This window comes from Acetomicrobium thermoterrenum DSM 13490 (genome assembly GCF_900107215.1).
Taxonomy (GTDB): Bacteria; Synergistota; Synergistia; order Synergistales; family Acetomicrobiaceae; genus Acetomicrobium; species Acetomicrobium thermoterrenum.
Genome location: NZ_FNPD01000003.1, coordinates 1 through 26,226, shown reverse-complemented (window position 1 = coordinate 26,226; position 26,226 = coordinate 1). Strand labels below are relative to the sequence as shown.

21 protein-coding genes and 1 pseudogene are annotated in these 26,226 nt (G+C 46.4%); 5 read left to right on the top strand and 17 right to left on the bottom strand.

Annotated elements, in window-relative coordinates; all coding sequences use genetic code 11:
* Positions 1-26 precede the first annotated feature (26 nt).
* From BLU12_RS02960 to panB, 4 genes are read right to left on the bottom strand one after another with little or no spacing between them, the layout of a single operon-like run.
* Entirely contained in the window at positions 27-1,031 is a 1,005-nt protein-coding gene (locus BLU12_RS02960) for a threonine/serine dehydratase (protein ID WP_091460488.1), read from the bottom strand.
* Positions 1,031-2,266, bottom strand: a complete 1,236-nt coding sequence (locus tag BLU12_RS02955; protein WP_091460486.1) for a Glu/Leu/Phe/Val family dehydrogenase — start codon at positions 2,264-2,266, stop codon at positions 1,031-1,033. The genes BLU12_RS02960 and BLU12_RS02955 overlap by 1 nt, the downstream gene beginning before the upstream one ends.
* Before the next feature lie 21 nt (positions 2,267-2,287).
* Positions 2,288-3,244: a hypothetical protein gene (locus tag BLU12_RS02950; RefSeq protein ID WP_091460484.1), complete on the bottom strand. Its 957-nt coding sequence runs from the start codon at positions 3,242-3,244 to the stop codon at positions 2,288-2,290.
* Positions 3,245-3,276: 32 nt separating this feature from the next.
* Complete coding sequence (panB, locus tag BLU12_RS02945) at positions 3,277-4,134, bottom strand: 3-methyl-2-oxobutanoate hydroxymethyltransferase (protein WP_091460483.1); 858 nt, start codon at positions 4,132-4,134, stop codon at positions 3,277-3,279.
* A gap of 310 nt (positions 4,135-4,444) precedes the next feature.
* Between panB and BLU12_RS02940 the strand changes: the two genes are divergently transcribed.
* Positions 4,445-5,266, top strand: coding sequence for a formate/nitrite transporter family protein (locus BLU12_RS02940; RefSeq protein ID WP_091460481.1), 822 nt, complete (start codon positions 4,445-4,447; stop codon positions 5,264-5,266).
* A gap of 87 nt (positions 5,267-5,353) precedes the next feature.
* On the opposite strand, the gene BLU12_RS02935 is transcribed toward BLU12_RS02940, so the two are convergent.
* From BLU12_RS02935 to BLU12_RS02915, 5 genes are all read right to left on the bottom strand, one after another.
* Positions 5,354-6,868, bottom strand: coding sequence for a dipeptidase (locus BLU12_RS02935; protein WP_234945402.1), 1,515 nt, complete (start codon positions 6,866-6,868; stop codon positions 5,354-5,356).
* A gap of 121 nt (positions 6,869-6,989) precedes the next feature.
* Positions 6,990-7,469, bottom strand: a complete 480-nt coding sequence (locus BLU12_RS02930; protein ID WP_091460479.1) for an Hsp20/alpha crystallin family protein — start codon at positions 7,467-7,469, stop codon at positions 6,990-6,992.
* Positions 7,470-7,708: 239 nt separating this feature from the next.
* Positions 7,709-8,197 carry a YbaK/EbsC family protein gene (locus tag BLU12_RS02925; RefSeq protein WP_091460477.1) on the bottom strand — a complete coding sequence of 163 codons (489 nt, stop codon included), beginning with the start codon at positions 8,195-8,197 and terminating at the stop codon, positions 7,709-7,711.
* Between the two features lie 6 nt (positions 8,198-8,203).
* Entirely contained in the window at positions 8,204-10,174 is a 1,971-nt protein-coding gene (locus tag BLU12_RS02920) for a lytic transglycosylase domain-containing protein (protein WP_234945401.1), read from the bottom strand.
* Between the two features lie 144 nt (positions 10,175-10,318).
* On the bottom strand, positions 10,319-10,804 hold the full coding sequence (locus BLU12_RS02915) for a metal-dependent transcriptional regulator (RefSeq protein WP_234945400.1): 486 nt from the start codon (positions 10,802-10,804) through the stop codon (positions 10,319-10,321).
* A 106-nt stretch (positions 10,805-10,910) separates the two neighbouring features.
* On the opposite strand from BLU12_RS02915, the gene BLU12_RS02910 reads away from it, so the two are divergent.
* Together BLU12_RS02910 and BLU12_RS02905 are read left to right on the top strand one after the other, a co-directional pair.
* Positions 10,911-11,252: a helix-turn-helix domain-containing protein gene (locus BLU12_RS02910; RefSeq protein WP_234945399.1), complete on the top strand. Its 342-nt coding sequence runs from the start codon at positions 10,911-10,913 to the stop codon at positions 11,250-11,252.
* Between the two features lie 2 nt (positions 11,253-11,254).
* Positions 11,255-12,613 carry an MATE family efflux transporter gene (locus BLU12_RS02905; protein ID WP_009200891.1) on the top strand — a complete coding sequence of 453 codons (1,359 nt, stop codon included), beginning with the start codon at positions 11,255-11,257 and terminating at the stop codon, positions 12,611-12,613.
* A gap of 12 nt (positions 12,614-12,625) precedes the next feature.
* On the opposite strand, the gene BLU12_RS02900 is transcribed toward BLU12_RS02905, so the two are convergent.
* Both BLU12_RS02900 and BLU12_RS02895 read right to left on the bottom strand, forming a co-directional pair.
* Positions 12,626-13,792 (bottom strand): HD-GYP domain-containing protein, encoded by a 1,167-nt coding sequence (locus BLU12_RS02900; RefSeq protein ID WP_009200890.1) that lies wholly within the window; start codon positions 13,790-13,792, stop codon positions 12,626-12,628.
* A 190-nt stretch (positions 13,793-13,982) separates the two neighbouring features.
* Positions 13,983-15,122, bottom strand: a complete 1,140-nt coding sequence (locus tag BLU12_RS02895; RefSeq protein ID WP_009200889.1) for an aldo/keto reductase — start codon at positions 15,120-15,122, stop codon at positions 13,983-13,985.
* A 207-nt stretch (positions 15,123-15,329) separates the two neighbouring features.
* On the opposite strand from BLU12_RS02895, the gene BLU12_RS02890 reads away from it, so the two are divergent.
* A complete protein-coding gene (locus BLU12_RS02890; protein ID WP_091460472.1) occupies positions 15,330-16,316 on the top strand; it encodes a YrbL family protein in 987 nt (328 codons plus the stop codon).
* Between the two features lie 316 nt (positions 16,317-16,632).
* Here the strand turns inward: BLU12_RS02890 and BLU12_RS02880 are convergent, their stop codons facing one another.
* The 4 genes from BLU12_RS02880 to BLU12_RS02865 form a co-directional block, all read right to left on the bottom strand.
* Positions 16,633-17,802 (bottom strand): ABC transporter permease, encoded by a 1,170-nt coding sequence (locus tag BLU12_RS02880; RefSeq protein WP_009200887.1) that lies wholly within the window; start codon positions 17,800-17,802, stop codon positions 16,633-16,635.
* Positions 17,802-18,878, bottom strand: coding sequence for an ABC transporter permease subunit (locus BLU12_RS02875; RefSeq protein ID WP_009200886.1), 1,077 nt, complete (start codon positions 18,876-18,878; stop codon positions 17,802-17,804). Before BLU12_RS02875 ends, BLU12_RS02880 begins: the two co-directional genes overlap by 1 nt.
* Entirely contained in the window at positions 18,878-20,473 is a 1,596-nt protein-coding gene (locus tag BLU12_RS02870) for a sugar ABC transporter ATP-binding protein (RefSeq protein ID WP_009200885.1), read from the bottom strand. The genes BLU12_RS02875 and BLU12_RS02870 overlap by 1 nt, the downstream gene beginning before the upstream one ends.
* A gap of 109 nt (positions 20,474-20,582) precedes the next feature.
* On the bottom strand, positions 20,583-21,710 hold the full coding sequence (locus BLU12_RS02865) for a DUF3798 domain-containing protein (RefSeq protein WP_234945398.1): 1,128 nt from the start codon (positions 21,708-21,710) through the stop codon (positions 20,583-20,585).
* 349 nt (positions 21,711-22,059) lie between these two features.
* Between BLU12_RS02865 and BLU12_RS02860 the strand changes: the two genes are divergently transcribed.
* The gene (locus tag BLU12_RS02860; protein WP_091460471.1) at positions 22,060-22,371 is read left to right on the top strand and encodes an MATE family efflux transporter; all 312 of its coding nucleotides are present in this window, start codon (positions 22,060-22,062) and stop codon (positions 22,369-22,371) included.
* A gap of 261 nt (positions 22,372-22,632) precedes the next feature.
* On the opposite strand, the gene carB is transcribed toward BLU12_RS02860, so the two are convergent.
* Both carB and BLU12_RS02850 read right to left on the bottom strand, forming a co-directional pair.
* Positions 22,633-25,761 carry a carbamoyl-phosphate synthase large subunit gene (gene carB, locus BLU12_RS02855; protein WP_091460469.1) on the bottom strand — a complete coding sequence of 1,043 codons (3,129 nt, stop codon included), beginning with the start codon at positions 25,759-25,761 and terminating at the stop codon, positions 22,633-22,635.
* A 190-nt stretch (positions 25,762-25,951) separates the two neighbouring features.
* Positions 25,952-26,226 (bottom strand): annotated as a pseudogene (locus BLU12_RS02850) (UPF0236 family protein); the annotation flags it as partial.

The window sequence follows — 26,226 nt, the reverse complement described above, 5'->3', positions numbered from 1 at the left end:
CCTTCCACTCCTCTCGGAAATAAGGATCAGATTTGCAATTGTTTCAACAGAGATCGTGCTTCACAATTCGAGCCTGACAATATGATCGCTGTTTTGCCTGTTCCGCTTGCTTTATTACTAAGCAATGCAGCGATGCCGGCTACGCCGGCGCCTTCTAACAACCAATGATGGTTTTCCAAGGTAAAGGAGAGAGCATTTTCAATCTCCTTCTCGCTTACCAATACGATCTCGTCCACTAGATCGCGTACCATTTCAAATGTATATCTGTTGTCCAACCCTATTCCTCCAAGCAAGGACTCTGCAATTGAGTCAACTTCTTTCATCTCTATAGGATGACCTGCCTTTATGCTTTCGTACATTACAGGGGCGTTCTCGATGGAAACGCCGATAACTTTGATACTCGGGCTTGCGGACTTCATTGCAAGGGCGATGCCTGAGATCAAACCGCCGCCAGAAAGAGGGACAAGCACAGACGAAATCGAAGGTTCATCTTCTAGCAATTCCAGCCCTATCGTCCCCTGTCCTGCAATGACAAAAGGATCATCGAAGGGATGTATCAACGTCAGACCTCTCGTTGCAACAAGTTCTTTTGCCATTTCACCCGCTTCATCCTGTGTATCGCCGCTTACGACGACTTCAGCTCCAAGGGCTCGCATGAATTCAATGCGCTTTGGACTTAATTTAGCGACGCGTTTTGAAACGCATACTACCGCAGGTGTATCGGTCTTTTTTGCTACCCAGCATGTGCATAGTCCGTGGTTTCCAGTGGAAAAGGTAACCACACCCCTTTTTCTGTCGGTCGGGGATAGGGAAAGTATCTTGTTAGTCGCTCCTCTAACTTTAAATGCCCCAGGGTCTTGTAAAAATTCAAGCTTTAGAAAAACGTCATGATCGAAAAGAGTCGAAAGCGGATCTGATTTCACGAGAGGCGTGTGGCGAACGAGCGGTGATATGCGCTTTTTTGCCTCATATATGTGAAGTAGGTTCAAATCAATTGTATGGGAGCAAATGCTATGGCTTTCTGCCTTCATCAAAGAAGCCCCCTCAGTTTCATGGCTTTAACTATCGCCTTTAAGGCATTTACCCATGCAGCAGTTCTAAAAGAGATATGTAACTCTTTTGCAGTGTTTTTCATGGAAACGTAGGAATTTATTATTTGGCTTTCCAGTTTTGCTTGGACCGTCTCCAGGTCCCAGTAATAATCGGTGGCGCATTGCGATCTTTCGAAGTGACATACTATAGCGCTGCCCGCGTTGGCGACCACATCGGGCACTACAATAATTCCTCGAGAATACAGGACATCGTCGGCCTGGGGGGTTATGGGTCCGTTGGCCCCTTCGATTATGATCTTAGCTTTTATATCTCCTGCATTTCGAAGGGTTATTACGTCTTCCACTGCGCTAGGGGCGAGGATGTCGCAATCACAAAGCAGTATCTCTTCATTGGTGATTTGCCTGGCATCGGGGAAAGATACTACTGAACCGGTCATTCTCGAGTATTTGAGCAAGTCCTCTATATTGATCCCATCGGGATTGAAGATTCCTCCCTTAATATCGCTTACGGCGACGACCTTAAACCCTGCGCTTTGCAGGTATTTTGCGTAATGGGAACCTACGTTTCCAAAGCCCTGTATGGCTACTTTGACGTCTTCGGGAGCCCAGTCCTGCTCTTCGCATATTTTCAAAGTAAGATGATACATACCTCTTCCCGTGGCGTCTTCTCCTCCCAAAGAACCGCCCAGAATCCTGGGCTTGTCATTGACGGCGCCAGGCGAATGAATTCCCGTTATCTGTTCGTATTCATCGAGCATCCAAGCCTGCGTTTTTGCGCTAGTGTTGATATCTGCGCCCGGAACGTCCACCTTGGCACCTCTTGGGAAAAGTCCTCTGACGTAACCTCTGACTAAGCGCTCGAATTCACCTTCGGACAAAAGGGTGGGATCAGCATCGATCCCACCCTTAGCTCCTCCCGCTGGAATACCATTGGCAGCATGTTTGATACTCATGACTAGAGCCAGACCCTTAACTTCGTCGGCGGTTAGGCCGGCAACTATGCGAGTACCGTCTCCAGAGACGCCCAAAGCATCGTTATGCACGACGCGATATCCGGTAAAATACCGAACCTTCCCGTCGTCCATGCGCAGGGGTATCTGAAACTCCAGAACCCGCTTGCATTTAAGCAGCGCATCCAATATCTCTTCATTCAAATTTAGAGCTTTGCTCGCTTTTTTCATATAGCCAATGGTGTTATTCCACAGATCAGACATCAATTAACCTCCTAAAGCAAATCAGTCGACTACAGGTATTCGTAAATCCTTTGGCGACATCTCGGACATCTTCAGTTCCGGTGCTCGCCTTTCCATGATCTCCTGTAGTATCTGGGCGATTTTAACCTTCATGCGAATGAATTCGTCATGCCAGCTTTCAGTCATCCAGGGCTTGTAAATATCGGCCTCGGCAGTGCCTGGCTCTATCTTGAAGTAGACAGGAGAGGCGACGCGCACTATTTCTGGAGCATCATAGGCTCTGTACATGCCCCCAAAAGCATCGACGATGATCATATAAACATCGAGGGGGATGTCGACAGCTTTTCTAATGCTGGAAAGGATGGGAAGAGATACATCGGATAGGGGATTCATGGAATTGACGCCCATGCTCTCGAGCATCTTTGCCCCTGCCGGGTTGCAGTAGCCTCCGAAGACGGACCACTTAAAAGTTGTTTCCTTCGGTATAAATCCTTCCTCTCGCATTTTGGACAGGATCATAAGGGCACCTTCGTCGTAGACAAGGAAACCCCTTATTCCCGCTTCAAGGTTTCGCATAAGGTCTTCGAACCAGTAGGCCAGGTTGTCGGATCCACGAAGCCTGAAACCCTGCATTGAGCCTTCCTTCGTGCTCATTTCCTTCGATCCCACATCGAAGGCCTTTCTGTGTCCCATGGTCATGATGACTTCGATACCTTCGTCGTTTGCAATTTTCGCCATCTCTTTCAACTGATCAAAGGTAAGATAGGAAGATCCTCCCACTGTACAGATGGCCCGGTGCACTTTGACCTTTCTTTTTTTCGCTTCATCGACCATGGCTTTAAATGTCGACGGATACTCTACTCCTGCTATTTCTATTCTGTAGTTTGCGCCATCAGGAAAGGTCTTTTCCGATGTAGGCAGCCCCCACCCATCCGACCCCGGGACATTCAATTTTTCCATAAAGGCACGTATTTCGGAAAGCTTTTTTGCTTTAAACATTTTTCACCCTCCAGATATTTTATTAAAAGGTGCTATGACCTTCTTAACTCCTCAAGCATCTTCTGATATTCCTCAGCCGTCTCGGGCAGTATGTGGTAGCAATGCTGATCCTCCGGGAATTTGCCCGTCTTAACGTCCTCTATATATCTCTTGAAGGCCTCTATCTCAACTTCTGCGACGTTTGCGTACTTCTTTACGAACTTTGGAGTGAAGGCCTGGAATAACCCAAGCATGTCTCCGCATATGAGAAGCTGTCCGTCGCAGGGAGCTCCTGCTCCTATGGAGTAAACGGGTATGGAAAGGTCTTTTGCTATGAATTCGGTCAGTTCTGGTGGTACCGCCTCAAGAAGTAGGGCGAAAGCTCCGGCTTCCTCTATGGCTCGAGCGTCCATTATTAGGTCTTTGGCGCTTTTTGGGTCTCTGCCCTGTGCCTTAAATCCCCCAAGGACTCCTGAACTTTGAGGGGTAAGACCGATATGTCCCATGACCAAGATCCCTGCGTCGGCAATGGCCTTTATCCTCGTTATGACCCTTCTTCCGCCTTCAAGTTTCACGGCGTCCATGTCGGCTTCCTTCAAAAACCTTCCTGCGTTATACACGGCGTCTTCGTCGGATATCTGGTATGACATGAAGGGCATATCGCCTATGCAAAAGGTATTAGGAGCACCTCTTCGCACTGCCTTGCAGCAGGTGATGCATTCTTCCATCGTCACAGGTATGGTTCCCTTGTAGCCCAGCAGTACCATCCCTAAGCTGTCTCCTACCAAGATCATATCCATCCCTGCCTGTTCGGCAAAGGATGCCGTGGGAAAGTCGTAGGCCGTTATCCATGCTACGGGCTCTCCCTTTTCCTTCATCTTCATGAAGTCCAGACGTGATTTCTTTGACATGTAGATCCCGCCTTTCGTGCGTTATATTTGTCTTTATCCGTCGTATGTCGTGTGTCGACATTAGACATTTGTTAATATATGGTAAATTTTTGTAATTGTCAAGGGATAGGCGAATGTCTGCATAAGGAAAATTCTGCAAGAAGTTTCATCACATTCGGGTATGTTTTCAGTGAAAATACAATATGCAATATAATATAACGAAAGGACGAGCTTGATTTGATTGGGGCATATGTGTCGACATTCGATTGCACAAATGATATAAATTATCGGTATGACCTATATAAAGACAATATTTTGAGGAGGTCTTGAAATGAGCTTTAAATCGCCTGCGGATATAGCAAACAGTGCCTGTGCGACAGCGACAGGCAAATGTAGTTTGCGAATTTCTCAGATGCTTTTTCTGGGTTTTTTAGCTGGTGCCTATATAGGCTTTGGTGGGTTTCTTTATACCGTCGTAACACAGGACCTCAGCCAATATGTCGGCTTTGGCCTGTCTAAACTGGTTGGCGGCGCATCATTTACCGTCGGATTGATGTTGGTAATCATTGCCGGAGGCGAGCTTTTTACGGGCAATTGCTTGATCCCCATTGGAGCTTTGGCAGGTTGTGTTACTTTGAAAGAAATACTTAAAAACTGGGTTATCGTTTACTTTGCAAACTTGATTGGATCGCTTTTCTTGGCTTATTTGATATATCGTACAGGTTTGGCAGGTGATGCCGTAGGATCGAACGCGTTGAAGATAGCATCGGGCAAGATGTCTTTGCCCTTTGGAATTGCCTTCTTTCGTGGCATTCTGTGCAACTGGCTGGTAGTTTTAGCCGTGTGGATGGCTATGGCGGCAGAAGATATAATCAGCAAGATATTTGCCATATTTTTCCCCATCATGACCTTTGTGGCCTCGGGTTTCGAGCACAGCATCGCCAATATGTACTTTATGGCCCTTGGCATTCTTCTAAAAAACAACGAAGGGCTGGTCTCTCAAGCCGGTTTAAGCTCCCACTCACTCGACGCTCTTTCTGTTGGCGGGTTTTTAAACAACATCATCCCCGTTACTTTGGGGAATATTATAGGAGGCGTTGTATTTGTAGCTCTGTTTTACTATTTGGCCTATAAAGATAAAATTAATGGATAAAATTAATGTTTGATTTTTTATTTTATATTTACAAAAAGACAGCGTCCGGCCTTTAAAACCGACGCTGTCTTTTTGTATTAAAAATCTTTAATGTGACATGTATTTTGTTTTCAATATATGGATCATGTCTTTTGCTCGGACGAAGACTTCTGTGGATATTCCCTTCGAGTAGTCCGTGAGAAACTGGATGGCCAAATCGGGGTCTGCGTTATACATCTCCAAAAGCATTTTCTCCAGGTAAGGTTGTCTTTCTATGTTTTGACGCTCTGTCTTTTTCCATTCACTCCTGACCCAATCTATCTCCTCTTTGTAGTTCATGCCTACCAGATTTTCTAGCTCCGTAAAGGTATAGTAGGCAGAGGCGTCATTAAATTGGAGGACCTCAGGTGCCGGATCAAAGTGGTAATCGAGGAAAGATCGTTTAGTATTAAGTGGAGTCTCTTGTGCGACCTGCCATTGATGAGGGATTTCCAAAATTCCCAAATACCAGGGAACGTAAACGCCGGTGCAGGGCGATCCCGTGGCAAGCCAGTATATGTTTCCAATCTCTTTGGGCATTTCGCTTCTTAACTGGGCTATAAATGAGGTATTAGTTGTGGCAACGCAAATCTTTCTTACACCGACGCTGTGGGGAGTTCCCTTTTCATAGCCTGGGTTTTCATCGAGCTCTGTATTTTCGTAGTGGAATCTGAGTATATCGGCCATATCCTCCAAGCCCAGCTTGCGGTTAGGCTTGACAGTGGTAGGCAATTTCCATTCGCCCTCTAAGAAGACGGGGTTTTTACCCGTCAAAAGGTAATGAGCTCCCCACTGCCTGTATGTATTTGACTTGGCCATTAGGCTTTCGGGATCGGCAAAGACTTTGGCGAAGTCGAAGGGTTCCTTTTCATCGTACCATCCCTTCTCGATCGCATATTTCTTCAATCCCTTTGACGCGATGAAGTTTTTGGTATCATTGAAATCAACGTCGTGTATCACGTAGACGTTGGGAATGAAATAGACTTGATCGTCGGGCACTCGCATGGCTACATAATGTTTGCCCCTCATTGCATGTAAAACCCATCCTTCATTCGAGTCGGCAATTTGATATGAACGACCCGGATGAGCGTAGCCGAACTCATCGAGCAACTTGGCAGCGATTTCTACACCTTCTCTGGCGGTTGAAGCTCGCTGGAGAATGATGTGGCGCAACATGTATCCAATCCCGCCGTCGGTAAGTTCTGCCTCCTCAGATTGCACTCTCGAGCCAGCCCAATTGCTTCCCAGGGTCACCCCTTTTTCGTTTATGCCTCCGTCGCTCCACTCCAACCCTACGTTTTCGGACCAAATATAGGCGTATGTCTCTGGAACTTGTGGCACTTTGCCGCCTCGCCTCAACAGGACATATTCGTTATCTTCGTGTTTCATGCGTGGAACATACCAGTGCAGGGTGTTGCATATTCCTCCGTTGTCCTCGTTGTGACCCAATAAAACCGAACCGTCGTTAGTGGTGTTCTTGCCGGCAATTATCGTAGTGCAGGCGAATGACGTCGCGCCAAATAGGAGTGTAGTCAACATTATGAGTCCAAACCCTACCAAAAGGCTGTTAAGAGATATCTTCACTTTGCAAGCCTCCTTCAATTTGTTTGAAAAAAAATGCCTTTTGCTCCCCCGTAAAATGGGGAAGTAAAAGGCATTTCGTCTTACCTATTTATCTTTCAGATCGTGAGGGCCAGAAGAGCTTTTAATCTTCGGTTTCAATGTTGATCCGATAGCCGCCTTCCTCTTCTGGCTCCTTTTCAGGTATGGCGATCGTCAAAAGCCCGTTTTTGAATTTAGCCTTGGCCTTTTCGGGTATCACTTCGACAGGAAGCGATATTACCCTGGAAATCTTGCCGTAGTACCTTTCAGATCTTATTACATCCTCGGACTCCACTTCTCTGCTGGCACCCTTTTCGGCCCTCAAGAGTACCTTGTCTTCATATACCTTTATATCCACATCGCGTGGATCAATGCCCGGCATTTCCGCCTCGACTATCACGTTTCCATCTTTGCGATATACGTCTACCGATACCGCACCTCCACCCAACACCGGCGGCACAAATCTGCTAGCAAAATCGTCAAACACTCTGCTTATCTCCTCCTGTAGTCTATCTATTCCCATCATCCAAGGGTTCCACCACAGTCCGCGTCCTCTTCTTTCCGGTAATTCAGGTCTTTTCATGGAAGATCACCTCCTGACTTTGATCTTTCTTGACCTTCGCTTTCATTGTACCAAAAAGGATGTTCAACTCAAACCAACCCAATCCCAGTTAATGCCGATTAAATACAATTAATGGTAAATATACTGCGATTTAGGGCTTTTATTTAACTTTTTCTTCGAAATTCGACGTTAATGGCCAACGCATGTTATTCAAACGCTTTGTAATCCCTTCCTGCCTTTACCCGATTTTTATGTTTTCGTCACTGCTTTTTAATGTCAAGAATGGTTCCGCCCGTTAACCTTACGAGTTCGTCGGGGGAAATAGGGAAAAAGGCGTGATCGTTGCCAGCGGCAGCCCATAATGTGTCGTATTTGCGTACATCTTCATCTATCAATGCTTTCATTTTAATATTATAACCTACCGGCGGAACGCCGCCCACTTTATATCCGAAATTTTCTTCGATATAATCGGGTCCGGCCATCTTGATCTTACGTCCTCCGAGGGTTTTTTTAACTTTTTTTATGTCGACCTTATTTGAGCCGCTCATCAGGACCAAGACAGGTTCTCCGTCAACGAGGAATATGAGGCTTTTGAGGATGTGTTCTTCAGGCACGCCTATCGCCCTTGATGCGTCTTCTACGGTGAATATGGTTTTATCGCTCACTAGAATTTCACCCTCATATCCAAGTTCCTTTAATTTTTCCCATACCCTTTGGACTTCTTCCGTGTAATGCCGATCTGCGTTCATGATTTCCTACTTCCTTTCGTCTGTAGTTCCATATAAGGCTCTGTAAACTTTATAGTTGGATAAGACTTTTCTTACGTAAGTTAAGGTTTCTTCAAAGGGTATGTCTTCGATCCATTCTATTTCGTCGAAATCGTCCTCCTCAGGTAACCATCGCAATACGTTGCCAATGCCTGCGTTGTAGGCAGCTAACGCTAAGGGTAGTTTCTCGAGCCTTCCGATAAGCCAGGAGAAATGAGCCACGCCGAGGCGTATGTTCGTATCCGGGGAATATATATTGTAATTTTTAATTTTCAATTTTGTAGCTTCGTCCTTTGCCGTTGCTGGCATCAGCTGCATTAACCCACTGGCTCCCACCCAGCTTGTGGCATTGGGGTTGAAAGCGCTCTCTTGGCGCATGATGGCCCACACCACATGGGGGTCTACGTTGAAATCTTTGCAGGATACCTGAACTTCCTGCGCGAAGGGAGTGGGATATAGGGCTTTCAGTAAATCCCTGTAGTACAAGTTTTCGGCCTTTAAAGAGTATTCGAGGGACCTTACAACGTTATAAGCGATGTCGAAATTGCCCAGCCACTCATAAATATGAGAAGCCCTGAAACGAGCCGACGGTGTATTTTTCTGAGACAAGATTCTGCTTTCCCAAAAAAGAAACCCCCATGCTTCCATGTCGCTCGGTTTACTTTGAAGTTCCTCGGGAAGGCCTTCTTTGATCTTGCCCTCTATATTTTCGACTAATAAGCCGTAGTATGATAGAGGGTAATTAGCCTTTATCTGGTCTTTAAGCTTCAAAGCTTCTTCAGTATTTCCCGATTCTTCAAGAGCTCTTGCTGCCCAGTAGAGGTTCCGGGAAGCCCAGAGTGCATCTCCTTTATAGGTACTTGCCCGAATGAAAAATTCGGCTGCGTTGAGATTGTCTTTTTCTTTCCAGGATTTCCATCCCATCCGCCACAGCAGTTTCATCGAGTAAAAGTCGTCTTTCCCGGAAAGAAGCTTTGCTGTCAGAGCTTTTGCAGTAGCATTGTCACCGCTGTCTTCGTAGAAGGATATGAGGTGATAGAGGGCGGCCCTTGCCGTTTCGCCGTCGGGAGCAGCAACGTTCTTTAAAATTTCTATCGCCGTGGCGTTTCCAAGCCTCGCCAAAGTGGCGAGCCTTCCAACAGAAGCAACGGAGTAATCCCCGCCCCTTTTTGCCAGTTCGCCCCAAAGAGCGGCCGCCTCTTCGTAATTTTTAAGCCTGTAAAGGGCATAGGCGCGATAGTAACAGGCCTTTTTCCAAGAAGGAGAACTTTCATCCACTTTTTTTAGAAATTCCACGGCCTTCCTGTAATCTCCGTTTAAAAAGGCTGCATGGCCCAAGTAGAGGCACACTCTTGAGTCTTTTTCGCAATCCTGACTTTGCAGAAAGCTCAATGCCGTCGAGTTGCGCGGCTGAAGGTCCAACAAGGCAAAGGCTTCCTCAAGACCTGCCGACTTTATGGAAAACAGCGCCGTCAACGCCTGAACCTTTTGGGGATCATCAGAGGCAGAAGACAACATGGCTCGTGCCCACTTCTCCTTTTCGTCGCCGTCTTCTACCCGAAAAAGGGCGTAAGCCACGTAAAAACGAAGCGGTTCGGGTGATTTCGGCCACAACTTATAGAGCAAAGCCTTTGCCTCACTTTCTTGACCTGTCCGTTCAAAGGCTAAAGCTGTATAAAACTTGCCGAAGGGCCTTACCGAAGGCGGGAAATCGTCCTGTATCCTGAGCAATATCTCCAGCGCCTCATCGTATCTGCTCTGAAGCCAGAGACCGTTGGCGTAGACAGACCATTCTCTGGGAGAAAGCGAATTACCCGTCAACGCTACAAATTCGTCAAGCTGTCCCCACTGTTTTGCCAGAAAAAGGTCATCCACGCTATCAGCTAAGGCCGGCTTTCCCAAGAACGTCAAGCAATAAAAGACCGATAACGCACCAAATAATGCGAGACACTTTCGCAAAGGCAAATTCCCCTTCCCCTAATACGATATCTCTTCTAGTATAATATATCCCATGATAAATTAAAAACTAAATATCATGGGATATATTTTTCGAAATCCTGTGTTATAAAAAATATTTGACCTTAAAAATGACGTCGTTGGAGTTTACTTCTTTTGGGCAACCTCCGAGCAGCAACAGCACGAAATGCCTTCCGCGTCTTTTGAATTTAAAAACTGTCTGAAATGTTCCAGGAATTTTGGCTTTTCGTAGGGGCAGGTATGGAGAAACTCGATAAATGATACGAGGCGTTCCAGACAGCTTAATGAGATGTAATGTTCAATGGCGCAGGCATTTTCCTTCGCCTCATCGCTTGGCAGTTCCAGTACATCTTCGAAGAAACGCCTTATTAACTGCTCTCTTTGTATTAAAGACTTTGCCTTTTCCCTACCCGGTTGCGTAAGCTCGAGATAGCCGTAGGGCTCCTGGGCCACAAGACCGTCTTCCTTTAACAAAGATATTATGCCGACGACGGTAGGAGCCCTAACTCCCATGACTTGAGCTATATCTTTTATGCGAACCGCCCTGTTCTTTTCTGCGAGCTTGTAAATCTCCTTGATGTAGTCCTCTTTTCTTGGAGTCAGATTAGACATTAGCATCACCTATCTTTTTTAGCTTAGTATAATTATGGAGGACATTTCATGTTTAGTCAAGATAATGCTATCATATAACGTACACTTTAAAGGGGTGCGAGATCTTATGAGTTTGGGTCTGAAGATCAAAAGGATCAGGCAGCAGCGGGGGTTGACCCAGGGCGAATTGGCCAGTATCGTTGGGGTTAGCCCCGGCTACATTCAAGCTTTGGAGAGCAACAGGAGAAACGGTTCCTTGAGAATACTAAAGAAGATAGCCGAGGCGTTGGCCGTCGACACATCGGAGCTGCTTGAAGATATGCAAGAAAAGGCGAATAAAGTACATTTAGATGCGCTATTATCGGACAGATCTACCGAAATTTGGTATGGCGGCAAGAGAGTGGACGAAAGAAAAAAAGACATGCTTAGAAGGGTATTGGACGCCATTTTGCTGAACGAGGGAGAATAGATATGCAGATAAGAAAACCGACTAACGTTGACATGGGAAGCGATTCGGTTTCCCGTGTATTGACGCGACTTGCCATTCCTTCGATGATTACCATGTTTGCCCACACGATTTTTCATATAGTCGATACCATGTTCATCGCCTGGCTTGGGACCGTGCCGCTGGCGGGCATGTCTTTGATGATGCCGGTGATATTCGTCGTCTATGCCCTCATGAGCGGCTGCACGATAGGGGCTACCACCCTTATAAGCAAAAATTTAGGCATGGGAAGACTTTATCGAAGTCGCTATCTGGCGAACGCTGCCCTATCTTTAGTATTTTTGATATCTCTTTTTCCATGCCTGCTTTTAATTCCCTCTATAAAGGAGCATTTCTTCTCCTTTCTGGGAGCAAGCCCGGAGGCTCTTGTGCATATAAACAGATATCTTTTCTGGCAGGTTTGGTCCTTTCCCGTTGCCTCTTGGTCTCTTTTGCTAGATGCCGTTTACAGGAGCCAGGGAAACGCCACCATGCCGATGTACGCGTTATTGATAGGGAATGCCGTAAATATAGCTTTGGATCCTCTGCTGATCTTCACCTTTGATATGGGCATCGGAGGAGCTGCTCTGGCGACCCTTGTGGGCAGAATTTTGACCTTCGCTTACTCTTTTTTGAAGTTGAGACACTACAGTGATATATATCCCAAGCTTATCTTGACCAGAAATACGATCCCAACGTGGCGAAGTATCGTAGTCATCGGTTTGCCTCTTTCTCTTTCTCAGATCAGCTTTTCCGTCGGCGCCGCGCTGTTAAACAAGATATTTGCACAGTATGGGGAAGCTGCCATTAGCGGTTGGGCTTTGGGCAACCGCATAGAGGATATCGCATTCTTGCTGGTGTTTGGGTTGAATGCCGCCCTTGTCCCCTTCGTCGCCTATAATTTGGGAAAAGGAGAGATAGAAAGGGTCAAAGAGGGGCTTGCCTTTGCATGCAAGTGGGCTTTCATATTGATGTGCAGCGTGGGCGTCCTTTTGTACGCATTTCCCTCGATGTTTCTCGCTGTCTTCAAGCCCGAGGGACTGACTCTAAGTTATTCGGTTGCCTCCATAAGGGCGTCGACGACGGCCTACCCCCTCATAGCCTTGACTATCATCATTGGCGGTCTTTTTCTTGGCGCAGGCTATACACAATATAATTTTTATGCTCAGATTATACGAAACATTTTAGTTCGATATCCCGCAGCACTGCTTTTGAACGCAATGTTTGGCATAGACGGAGTATGGTGGTGTCAGCCCGTATCTTCCGTAGTTGCCTTCTTCGTATCGCTTTATTTTTTGAAGAAACTCAAACCGGCCATCCTAGATGTTCGGGAGCAATTTACTTAGAACAGATCTGTCTTATTTACTGAAGTTCCCTACGGCTTTTTTTATGTACAAATTGGGGGTATTTCTCAAGTTCACTACCTTTCCATCGCGTCCATTGCCGGAGGTAACTTCTGCCCAGGAGCCCATCAGCTTAACTGTGGGTCGAAACAAATCACCCTCATTGCAGGCAATTACAACGGCTATGTTGCCGTCGGACAACTCCACAATCGTCCCCGGCGGATACAAACCTAAAGCTGATACCAGTTCCCGCGAAACTTTTGGATCGAAATGCTTACCAGTATCCTTAATGATCAAAGATATAGCATTATACAGAGACACACCACTGCGATAGACGCGATTTGTAGTAACTGCGTCGAAGACGTCTGCCACCGCAACTATTCTTGCTTCAACGGGAATGTCCTTGCCCGTTAGACCCTTGGGGTATCCCTTTCCATCCATTCTTTCGTGATGGAACAAAGTAACATTTAGTATTGTTTCGTCGGTAATCCTCGCCTCCCTTAGAATTCCAAACCCTAGTAACGGGTGGCCCTTCATCACTGCGAACTCTTCGGCTGTTAAGGGGCAAGGTTTGTTTAAAATTTCTAGAGGAATCCTTGTCTTGCCTACATCGTGCAGCAATCCTCCGATTACGATCTTCTCGGTTACACTATCGCCCTTTAATAGCTTTCCAGCCAAAAAACCAGAAAGCAATGAAACATTGAGAGAATGTACGAAAGTATACTCATCTCTTTCCTTCACTTTATATAAGGAAAGAGTAATGGCCTCGGATTCTAATATCTCTTGAGTCAAAACCCGTGCCGTATTCAACAGTGGTTCGTACAGCTCCGATAATGCCTCTCCTTTTGCAATTCTGTTGTAAATGTCATTAATCTGATATAGCGCCATTTCCGCTAGTGATTTGTCAATTTGCCGATAGGGAGGGACGGATTGATAATCGTTCTCATCCTGTATTGATGTAATTAAGGAGGCATCCGAATTATTGTGAAGATAGATGTTTATATATTCTACCCCTTCAGAAATGAGTTTTCCCTTTAAGATATTGATGGCCCTATCGTCTAGAAGAGCTAAATTCGAGCCACGAGGCAAAAGAAGAGCCTTATCATTGGATACAACATCTTCGGCTACAATGCCACTACAACGTTGCAATTCTTTGACAGGAACTCTGATAGCTTGCAACATTAAATTACCTCAACCGCCCTTAATTTATTTTTTCTTATACATTAATATATTTGATTATACCTCCTTTAAATTTTAAAAGCAATAAAATTTAGCTAAATAATAGCGGCTCACAAGGGAGCCACTATAAACTGCTACTTGCTTCAGTCTACCCGTTGCATAGGCCCGTATTTTTCGCTCACTTGGGTTATAGTCATTTTTTGACTCCTTGGGTCGTTTCTTTTTCAGCCTCAAGTTCTTTGGCGACATCCCTTAAGGCATCGATGATCTTTATGTGTTGAGGGCAATGCTCCTCGCACTGACCACAGGCAATGCAGTCCGATGCCTTGCCATGTTCCCTGGCTAAGTTGTTGTAAAAAAATACTTGCACTGGCGTAGGCCCAAAGGTCTTGCGCTCATTGAATATGGCAAAGTACTCAGGTATTGCTATATGCTTGGGGCAGCCGTCGACGCAATATCTGCAGGCCGTGCAGGGTATCACGACCTTCTTCTTTATTATCTCTACGGACTCTTTTATGATCCTCATTTCTTCGTCGTTCAAGGGGACGAAGTTTTTCATGACGCTTACGTTATCGGCCATCTGCTCGAAGCTGCTCATGCCGCTTAGCACCATGAAGACGTTTTCAAGGGAAGCAGCAAACCGAATTGCCCAGGAGGCGATGCTCAGGTCGGGATTGTATTTTTTAAACAGCTCAACCGCCTCGGGAGGGACGTTGGCAAGATATCCTCCCTTGACAGGTTCCATCACTATTACCGGCCTTTTGTGCTTGGTTGCCACTTCGTAACATTTGCCCGACTGGATAAGCTGGCTATCCCAATCCAGATAGTTTATCTGAAGCTGCACGTATTCTATCTCGGGATGCTCCATTAGTATCTGGTCCAACAGAGCAGCCTTATCGTGAAAGGAGATGCCGATGTGCCTGATTTTGCCCTGTTCTTTGAGCTTTTTTACAAATTTAAATCCGCCCAGCTTTGAAGTCTCGGCGTAGCGTTTGACGTCCAAGCTGTGAAGGAGATAGTAATCAAAATACGTTACACCGCATCTTTCGAGCTGCTCCTCAAAAATGGCCTCGTAATCTTCATATTTAGTGGCAATCCAGGTGGGTAGTTTGTCGGTTAAAGTGAAGCTTTCTCTGGGATGCCTTTCGACCAATGCCTTTCTTATCGCAACTTCGCTTTTTCCCTGATGGTAAGGATAAGCTGTATCGAAGTAGGTAAATCCCTCCTCGAGGAAATGGTCTACCATTTTGTTCAACTGTTCCTGATCTATGCTCTCAGGGTTCTCGGGATCAATCAGGGGCAGTCTCATTAGTCCAAAGCCGAGTTTTTTCATAAAGCTTTCCCTCCTGCTTTCGTAATTTTTGATACATGATATAGCATACTACCTAGAGTATGCCACAAGTCAAGTTTTTTTGATGTCAACACCTGAACGAAATGGATCACGTAAGACATATTAAGTATATTTTGATATCATACTTAAATCGGTGTAATGCCCTTTTGTCAATAATAGCTTCGTCGAGAGGTTCAGGGGGAAGGCAAAGTGTATCCTGATGAGATCGTAAACGTCGTTAAATTGATCCAAAACTGCAAATATGATAAAGCTTTGCCCGAAGCTGAAAAGGCCCTGTCTAGGGCAACAAAAGAGCTTGGTGGCAACCACCCCGATTTGGTCGTGTATTTGGATCTTTTAGCAGAAATTTATGAAGCGGAAGGTCAATACAGCAGAGTAAAAAAGATTCGCAGGAAAGCGCTCAAGATTTGGATGAACGCCTTTCTCCCAAAGGATAGCTATAAGTACTTTTTTGCCGATCTTTTACCGTTTCTTTTTGAAAGAAAGCCTTTGCAGCCGCGCTTTTTTTCAAACGAGGTCATGCCCTTAGACTCTGACCTTTTAATTCACAGCGGAAGCAAGAGGGACACCTTCGTTCATCCCAAAGATCCCCGCCTTTGCATCAAAATAGATAGGCTCTGGAAAGAAGGCTATCGCCTTTCACCAAGAAAGCGCTTGGAGAGGATTTTAATGCCCTGGCTCATTGATTTTTGGTCAAACCGCGAAGAGGCAAGGGTGTACCGTTCTACGGCACTCAGAGTGGGAAAAGCTTTTTACGAGCACGCACCAAGATGCTTCGGCATAGCGATGACGAACCTGGGGCCGGGGCTGGTAGTCGAGCGCATTTGCAACGAAGACGGTTCGTTTTCTAAACCGATCGACGTTTTCGTCAAAGAAAACCCTGACAAGGCAGGACGTGCCCTTGAACTTTTAAGGGAACTTTACGATTTCCTGGTAAGCCACAAACTGGTGATCTACGACTGGGCCAACCCGGCAAACTTTTTGGTGCGCCAAAGCAAGTCCAAGGGAGACAAGATCGTCGTCGTGGACTGGAAGACGGAGGGCACGGCCGATAAGGATATACCGCTGCGCGATATCTTTCCCGCCTTGGCTTTAAAGAAGATGACCTACGAATACAATTGTTTATATGAGAAGATATCGCGCCTATGCGACTTTAAGGATAATCAATCGGCTTGAATTACCGCCTTGGCCTTTTCCCTGCCCAAGGCGGTAAGCTCGATATATCCGTATGGCTCCTGCTCAACGTATCTGTCTTCTTATAACATGAAAACTATCCCTACAACGGTTGAAGCCCTCACCCCCATGAATTGAGAAATATCTTTTACGTGTACTGCCCTGTTTCTTTCGCTGAGATTATATGGCCTTAATGTAATCTTCTTTTCTGGGCGTTAATCCAGACATTATGCATCCTTTAGTCAAATCGGGGGTTCATTGAAAAGTGCGCAATGAAAGCCCAGAAAGAGTTCATCTTGTCCAGATTAATCGTTATTTTTTATTCTCCACTGATATCAGCTTTAAGCAATGCTATTCTTCTTTGTTCTTGTAAGCTCTGCCAGGCGTGAAGCGCCAAGGCAACGCCTATTACTCCGTATGTCACAAAAACCCTGAAGTACTCCCCTATCATTGCGTCTCCGACAAGGTTTTTTCCTGCAAGGGGAGACACTATAAAAAGGGTATGAAACAAAAGCGTTCCAAGCAAAGCTTGACCAACTGTGGCCTTTTTAACAGATGCACCTCCAATCAATATGGCTGCAACGGCAAAAGTGCCGACCTGGACGTGACTTCCATAAGTATTGATGTTGCCCAAGTTCTGGAGAAAAATAACCTGTCCAAGGCCGGCTAATATCGTTGAAAGGATAACAGCGATAATCCTGACTCTATCCACGTTGATGCCCGATGCCTCTGCAACATACATGTCCTGCCCCACTATTCTAAACTCCTGGCCAAGCTTAGTTTTTACAATGTAATGCGTAAAGAGGCACAAGGCCAAAATCGCCAGAAAAGTTGCAACGGGTATTGACACCGGGAAAACGTGACCCGGGATCTTCACTTGTATTTTTAAAAGGTTATCCAGGGCGTATTGCATGGATTTAATATCCAAAGTATTCCTCAGTCCTATACTGCCAGGAATGAGCATCGATGGAACTTTTATGGGTATGATGTTTCCCATGAAGTAAAGACATATTAACTGGTAGATGCCGTTTGCAAAAAATCCTAATATGATTCCCGTGATCATTTCCTTTCCCTTTGCATGGTTAAAAAGAATCCCCGTTAACCAGCCAAACAAAATGGCTAAGGGTATCGATAAAAGTGCAGTCGTCGTAAAGCCAGTCAGCCCTGCCATTTGCCAATTTACCGTGGCGACATAGGCAAATTGCCCGGCCATGGCCCCTAATACGATGCCGAAGTTTAGTCCCATGCCGGCCAAAACAGGAATTATGAGGGAGATCACTAAAAAACTGTTTCGGGCCATCCGAGTGATGATCTCATTGAGTAAAAAAGGCAGCGGTAATCCGCTGTAGTACCCACCAATGACGCACAGCACAAAGAAAAAAACGGGCACGATATTTTTGCGCAAAAACCACTTCAGCTCGAATTGTTTTTTTTGCGATTCATGCATGTTGTTTGAAGTCGAAGAGAGAACTTTTTCATCTTTAGCCATTAGGCGCCACCTCCAATTTCCCGGCGTGTCAATGCATAAAGAATGATGCCGTTGCTTATTATTATCCTTGCGACCTCAGCAAGATTCTCAGATATGATCAGGTTAGCAACGGGCATAGAAACAACCAGGATCGACTGGAAAAGAAAACAACCTACCGTGGCATGCCAGATGGTCGCTCGGTTCAAGGTTGCTCCTCCTATTAGTATGGATGCCACAGCAAAAAAGGCCATGAAAAGAGGGGCCATGTAAAGTTGCAAAAAACCAAATGTCTGGGCATATACGATGATGCCCACTGCTGCCAAGGCTTGAGAAACTACGGAACCTATAGTACGATAGCGATCTATGGAAAGACCGCAGGATTCTGCAAAACGAGGACTTTCTCCCACCGTCGAAAGAGCCACTCCGGTTTTAGAATGCATAAAAAGCCACACTATTAAACAAAAAGCTCCGTAAAAAAGTAGCAATCCCGTTGGTATTGTGACACCAAAGACATCAAAGGCAAGAAAGTTATTTAAAATCTTGTCGAAGCGGCCTTCCAAGGCTATAGTTACACGTAGGCCACTTCCCCCGTAGGGCCAAATCATTTCAGGGCTTTTAAAGGGCGCCAAGAACCAAAAAATGCACATCAATGAAACGATTGAAAAACCAAAATATGTTCCCACCGTCATTTCCTGCCCCTTGACCTTATTGAGCAGTAAACCATACAAATAACCTGCTATGGCACCTAACGCTCCACCCAGACCAACCGCAAAGAAAAAGGCTTGAAAACCCCTTAAATCAAGTTCTATGCTGAGCACGGCCGCAATTAGTCCACAGGAAATTCCCAGTGGAAGGCCAAAATTAGGCCCTGTCCCTGATCTTATCGTTGGAATCATGGCCAAAACCAGGATGACGTTCATTCCGAAACGACTCAGCATGCTCGAAAGTATCTGATCCATGGGAAGATCTAAGATCAGTGCAGCAATTAAGAGGATGATCAAAAAAAGGAGTATTATGGATCTGGCTACTCCAAAACTTGCGACGCCTTCTTTTATCCTTGGCCATAAGCTATGTTCGTTGAAATCACCCGAAGTCATCAAAATACCCCCTCCTTAACAGCCGAAAGTTCCCCTGCCATCATTAAGCCAAATTCTTTGTCGCTCGCGTCAACGGGAAGGATGCCCTGCAAGCGACCTCTGTAAATGATGGCAATCCGGTCACAAATGGAACGAAGTTCGGCAAGTTCGGAAGATGTCATGATAATTGTGACTCCCAGCTCTTGGTTCAGCTGCAAAAGCAGATCGAGTACGATCTTTTTAGCGCCCACATCAATCCCACGTGTCGGTTCAGAGACAAAAAGGATCGACGGTTCCAAGGTGAGTGCTTTGGCTATGCAGACCTTTTGTTGATTGCCTCCACTCAGACGCCTTACTATTTGATTTGGACCGGTGCAGCGTATATCCAGATCTTTAATCATTTTAAGTGCGTGTTTTCGGATTGACTCTCTGTCTATCATGTTAAGTAGATATTTTTTAAGAAACTTGCCTCGGCTCAACAAGGCCTGGACAGCGATGTTAAGCTCTATCGTTTCGTCTAAAAGAAGTCCCATTCCTCGCCTATCTTCTGAGACAAAGGCCATGCCGCTGCTTAGCGCCGAAAGCGGAGAGTTAAGCTCAACTTCGCCATGGTTTGCGACGTGAACATAACCTCTGGCAGGGTATAATCCCATGATGCCATTGGCGATTCCTATTTTCCCATGACCGGCTAAGCCGCCGATCCCCAATATCTCTCCCTCACGAACATTTAAAGACAAGCCCGAAACTCTTTCTCCCGGCATATCGACGTGAAGGTCTTTAATCGTGAGTATCGGTTTCGCGTCTTCTTCAAAACCCCTGCGAGCTCGAGCTGATATATCGACTTTACGTCCAACCATGAGTTCTGCGAGGACATCAATGGTGGCTTCCGACGATGGAAGCTTACCGACCACTTCACCATCCCTGAGAACAGTGATATTATCGGCCACTCGCAAGACCTCATTTAACCTATGAGTTATAAAAAGGATAGAAATGCCTTCTCTGGAGAGCTTTTTCATTACCTCTATCAGCGTTTCGGCGTCTTTTTCCGTCAGTACGGCTGTAGGCTCATCCAGGATCAGCAGTCTTAGAGACTCTTTATCCAGCTCTCGGGCAATTTCAATAAACTGCATAAATCCAACGGGCAATCCAAGGACGGGCAACATTTCATCTATATTTAACTCAACCCGATCCAATGCTTTCCTTGCATCCTTTTTCATTCTTTCAAAATCAAGGATTCCAAGTTTTTTTCCAAGCAACTTGCTAAATAAGTTATCTTTAACGATTTCACGGTTTATCTTTATGTTTTCCGTTATGGTCAGCCCGGGTAACAACATGAATTCTTGATGCACCATGCCGATCCCTAATTCCAGGGCATCATAGGGCGAGTTTACTTCTACCGGCTCTCCATCCATAAAAATCCTGCCTTCAAAACCTCCCGTATTTCTTATGACTGGCATCCCAAACAAGATATTCATTAACGTTGATTTTCCGGCTCCATTCTCACCAACTAGGCCGTGAATCTCGCCGGGGGCAACAGAAAGATTCACTGAGCGCAAAACCTTGTTGCCGAAATATTCCTTGCTTATATCTCGCAATTCCAGACGGGGAGCTTCCATTAAGAAATTCCTCCCTCCTTCAGATAAAGTAAGCTACAACGTAGCGGGGTCGCTCATAGGCGAGCAACCCCGCTAGAGCTTTTAATGTCTTTGTTTAAACGTATGCTCTCTATTTATTTGCGCCAAAGATTATTGACTCCCCAACGATGAGCAAGAAGTTATCTGCTTTTACTCCAGCTTCGACGTTTTCGTACGATCTTACCCTGGACTCTTCTCCAAAGTACTTATAAAGCAGCTTTTCCATATGAGCTCTATCGTACCCCGATACTTTGCCATCGGCGACATCAAAGGCATACTCTGTTGAAGCATAGGTAAATGCCATGTTGGCGGGAACTTTCCAAGTCGCAAATCTTCCGGCCCTGCCTGCTTCGACAACCTTTTCTTCAATGGCTTTTAAGATGAATTCTACATCCCCAGCTTTATCTGGGGGTATCTCTATCCCGAGTGATCCAGGATATCCGTGATAAGGGCTGGGACAGCACTGCTCGGGGAAGATGGCTCCTGTCGTCATGACAGCCTTTATTAACGGTTCTTGCATTCCACAGTTCGTACTGAAAAAGGCAGTATCCACGCCATATTTCTCCACCTGACGGGGAACGTCTTCCAGGATGAATTGCTGTGTTCCAGCTATACCGGCATCTCCGGTTGGATCGGGTGCGTTGATGAAAACAAACTCAATCCCTCGCTTTTCGCATTCAGCCTTCATGATGTCCCTGCGCTCTGCAAGAAGGGGATAAGACATGTGCCGGGGGAAGGAAATATGACAGAAGGTCTTGGCGCCCATTTTTTCAGCAAGCTCAACGATCGTGACACCACGCATGGGATTATCTGTCTCAAGGCAAATATCTGCTTTCTGGACGACTAACAAAGGATCTTCATGGGGAACTATATTGATGAAAAACATATCGGGACGAAATTCTTTAACCTTATCGATGGCTGCTGCCGAACCGGGAACACCTTGCACCAACACTATGGCCTTTACGTCCGGGTCGGAAGCCATGCTCATGATTTGTTGAATAGTGGTTTCCTGCTCGTCCATGAATTTATCAGGGTAGGTTACGTGAATTACCCTGTCTTTGCCGTATTTTTCGATCATCTCAAGTGCGGCTCTATACTCTTCTTCCCCTTGAGATGTGGTGCCTGTCATGATCCCCACCTTGGTGGGACCGGCAAAAGCCACGCTTGCAAAAGCCATGGCAACAATAGCAACCACCATTACGTGAAATAACCTTCTCATTTAACCACTCCTCCTTATCGCGATATCGCGATCGTGACGTAACGACGCCTTTGATAAACACAACCCCCCTCACAAACAACTAGCCACCCTAATTTCAGCTGCTTTTTGACTTCTTCCCAGGGATAACCTTTGCTCTATTCCCCCCTTTCTTTAAGTAGAGGACATTGAGGTTTATTTCATTTATGTCATAATATGTCATAAACATTATATTGCAGGCATTCGCAGAGGGTCAAGCTTGGACTCTAGATAAAATTGGCGATTCGCAGATTGCAGATCCTAGTGGGTTTGTACACCCTTCGATACGTGTAAATATCTTTATGGTTGTATGATATAACTTGCAGTTCCAATAATGATTGGCGGGTTGCTGCAGGATCTTTTCTCGATGGTGGACTTATATTTTGTCGGTGAATTAGGACATGTTGAAGTAGCCGCACTTGCAATTGCCGGTACAGTTGTAGCGGTACTCGCGATGCTGGTTCAGGGCATTGCCGTAGGAACGATGGCTCTCATTGCACACTTTACCGGAGAAGGAAATCACGAGATGTCGGATATTGTTTTAGGGCAAACGCTTATTTTGGGTATTATCGGAAAAGAAGTTGGCTCGCGAGGCTGGGTCCTTCCAAGCATCCGCGGAGTGTTCTTCATCCGACTCTTAGCCTAAAAGAAGTTTATACAAAAGCAGGAACTTGGGCAAAGGATTTTTATTTAAGGAGGCGCCCCCCTTGAGTAATACCACTGAAGCCTTGAACATAAAAAAATTGATTCAAGACAACAATTACGATGAAGCTCTGAGCGAGACAAAAAAGCTCTAATGCGCGATATCTTTACCGCCTTGGCTTTAAAGAAGATGACCTACGAATACAACTGTTTATATATAAGAAGATATCGCGCCTATGCGACTAACGATAATCAATCGGCTATATTAAGTATGGTTTCTGCTCGTAAGCGATGAGCCTACGGCCTGAGCTGCTTCCAGCGTATGAAGACAAAGCACCCGGCATTCAATGGCCGCCCTTCTCATGGCATAGCCGTCCTTCAGTGTATCCGTTTGAAGGGAAGGTATGTTTACAAAAACGTCGAACATTTTGGAACGAATGGCCGATATAAGCTCCGCCCCCTTGAGAACCTCTTTGGAGGGCAACCCCCATTTCTTTAGCGCCGCTGTCGTGCCAGGTGTAGCGTAAATTTCCCATCCCAGATTGTAAAATATAGAAGCTACAGGAGCCAGCAGAGATTTTTGGTCATCTCTGACGCTAAAAAGGATGTTGCCCTTCTTTGGGATCTTCCATCCCGCGCCCTGCAGGGCTTCCCATAAAGCCTCGGCAAAGGTCTCCCCCACGCCTAAAGACTCTCCCGTCGACTGCATCTGCGGACCGAGCCTGCTGTCTGCTCCGGGAAGCTTTTCCGTGGAAAAGACAGGTACTTTTACTCCCATTGGCCCTTTGTAATCCAAAATGCCAAGCCCGTAACCTGCGCCTTTAAGGCTTTCTCCCAAAGCGATGCCGACGGCCAGATCTATCATGGGAATTTCCGCCAGCTTGCTGGCTATGGGAACGGTTCGGCTGGCCCGCGGGTTTGCCTCTATTACGTAAAGCTTGTCGTCGTGACGGACGAATTGTACGTTGAAAAGCCCCTTTACGTTTAATACTTCAGAAAGGCAAGAAACAATACGAAGCATTTCATCTTTTTCCCGTGGCGAAAGGGAAAAATCAGGAAAGAGCGCGATGGAGTCGCCGGAATGCACGCCTGCAGGATCCAAGTGCTCGAATATACCGGGGATCAGCACGTCTTTTCCGTCGCAAAGGGCATCGACCTCAAACTCCTTTCCCTGAAGAAAACGATCGATCAGGAGGGCGACACCGGGAGCATGGGAAAAGGCAAGAGAGGCAAGCTTTTTGAACTCCTCCATTTCGTAAACCACCTGCATATCGACTCCGCCTATGACGAAGCTGGGCCTTATCATCACCGGGAAGCCCAACCCTTCGGCGATATCCACGGCCTCCTTCAAATCCCTAGCAGCCTCTCCCGGAGGATAGGGTATGTCAAGCTTGTGCAGTATATCGCAAAAACGCCCCCTATCCTCTGCCTCTACGATCGCCGATGCATTTGTGCCCAACATGCTAAAACCTTCTCCTGCCAAGACAAGGCCTAATTTTAGCGACGTCTGCCCTCCAAAGGAGCAGAAAAACCCTTCGGCCCTTTCGCGTTTCAGAATGGCCTTAACGTCTTCGACGTGAAGGGGCTCGAAGTAAAGGGCGTCGGAAATATCGTGATCGGTACTGACCGTCTCGGGGTTATTATTTGCCATTACGGCCCTAAAGCCCCTGTGCCTCAAGCTTTCAACGGCCTTTACGCAACAGTAATCAAACTCAACCCCTTGGGCTATTCTTATTGGGCCTGAGCCTAAAACAATGATTGATCGAGCATCATCGCAAGGAGCGACTAAAGGGGCGTCATCTTCGTAAACGCCATAGAAGTACCCGAATCGTGAGCCTTCTCCTCCTACCTTTTTGTGCTTTATCTCTATGTTGTGGCTCTGACGCAAGCCCGATATCTCCTCTGCCGACATTTCGCAGATAATAGCGATATCTTCGTCGCCAAATCCCGCACGTTTGGCTTCTGTTAGCACATCTCGGGTAAGTCCGGTTTTTAACCCTTTTTCTATCGAAACGATCTGTTGAAGTTGTGTTATAAAATAGGGATGTATGGCCGTAGCGTCCGAAATGTCATTTATGGCTTCACCGCGCCTTAAGAGCTCCAGGATGGCTCCCATACGCCTGTGGGTTGGGAGTATGCAGTGCTGCCACAGCTCGTCTTTTGTGGCCTTTTTAAAGTATTTGTCGGTGAGGGGTGAGGATGCGTCCAACGAACGGAAGGCCTTAAGTAGTGCGTGCACAAAGGAGCTTCCTATTGCCATGACCTCGCCGGTGGACTTCATCTGCGTCCCAAGCCGAATATTGGCGGTGTGAAACTTTTCAAAGGGCCAGCGGGGATGCTTGACTACGATGTAATCAAGCTCGGGCTCCGACAAAGCGTTGCCCTTTCCCGTGATGGGGTTTGGAAGTTCCGCCAGGCCTTTGCCCAGGGCAATCTTTGCAGCTATCCTCGCTATGGGGTATCCCGTGGCCTTGCTTGCCAGGGCACTCGACCTGCTGGCGCGGGGGTTTACCTCTATGACGTAGTAGGAATTGCCCTCGGGCGAAAGGGCAAACTGCACGTTGCAGGCCCCGCGCACGTCCAAAGCCTTCACAATTGCCAACCCGGCCGTGCGTAAAAGGTTCCACTCCTCTTTCGTAAGGGTTAGTACAGGCGAGACGACGATGCTGTCTCCCGTGTGAATCCCCATGGGGTCGACGTTTTCCATCCCGCAGACGCACAAACAGTCGCCTCGAGCGTCCCTTATCACCTCAAGCTCTATCTCTCTCCACCCTAAAAGATAATTTTCTACCAATACCCTGTGGACGGGAGAGGCCTGCAGGCCCTCTTTAATTCTTTCCTTTAATTCTTCCTCGTTCCAGGCTATGCCTCCGCCGGTGCCTCCCAAGGTAAAATCAGGCCTGACGATCAGGGGAAATCTTTGGCTTCGGGAAAATTCCAGGGCTTCTTTCGTCGAGGAAACGGCAACGCTTTCGGGGACGGGTTGACCAATGCTTTTCATAAGGTTTCTGAAGGATTCTCTTCCCTCGGCAGCCTTTATGGCGGATATCGGAGTCCCAAGGATCCTGACACCTGCTTTCTTCCATATGCCTTTTTCTTCACACTCCACACATAAATTAAGGGTGGTTTGCCCGCCCAATGTGGCTATAACACCTTTGGGGTGATGTTCTTCGACTATGGCTTCAACGGCTTCGGCCGTTAGGGGTTTTATGTAAACAATGTCGGCCATCGCCGTATCCGTTTGTATAGTAGCTGGATTGCTGTTGAGCAGTATCACGCGGTAACCTTCTTCGTGAAGTGCCTTGCAGGCCTGGCTTCCCGCGTAATCGAACTCCGCAGCCTGGCCTATCTTTATGGGGCCAGAACCCAGGACAAGTATGCTTTCAGAAGACATCTAGCTTTGCTCCTTTCCATATTATCAACATAAGTTCCGTTATGTAGTATAATTTAATCTAAAGTTTAATTTTCAGATCATTATAGAAACATCCCTCTCCTTTGTCAACTTTGAGGGTCGGATCGACCGCGTCAAGTTTTTGTAGGATTTTTAGGAACCACTCCCCATGTGTCCTAAAGGGCAACGTCTTTTAGGTTAGGTAAAAATCAAACCCGCCATGACATATGCCCCTTAAGGTCGTGTATAAGGGCGTTACCTTTCCCGTTTTCAGTACCGTTATGCATCCAAGCTCACTTATAACGGGACCTAAGATCTCCTCCAGGTTCAAGGTGAATTTGTGTCTTTTGTCCGCATTCTCACCTTTTTGGTCTTTTTTCTTTATCTGTTCTGACGTCACCTTGCCACCGCTACAGATGTAAGCCCTCAAAGAAGACATGGCCTTTAAGCCCTTGCGGCTCCATGCTA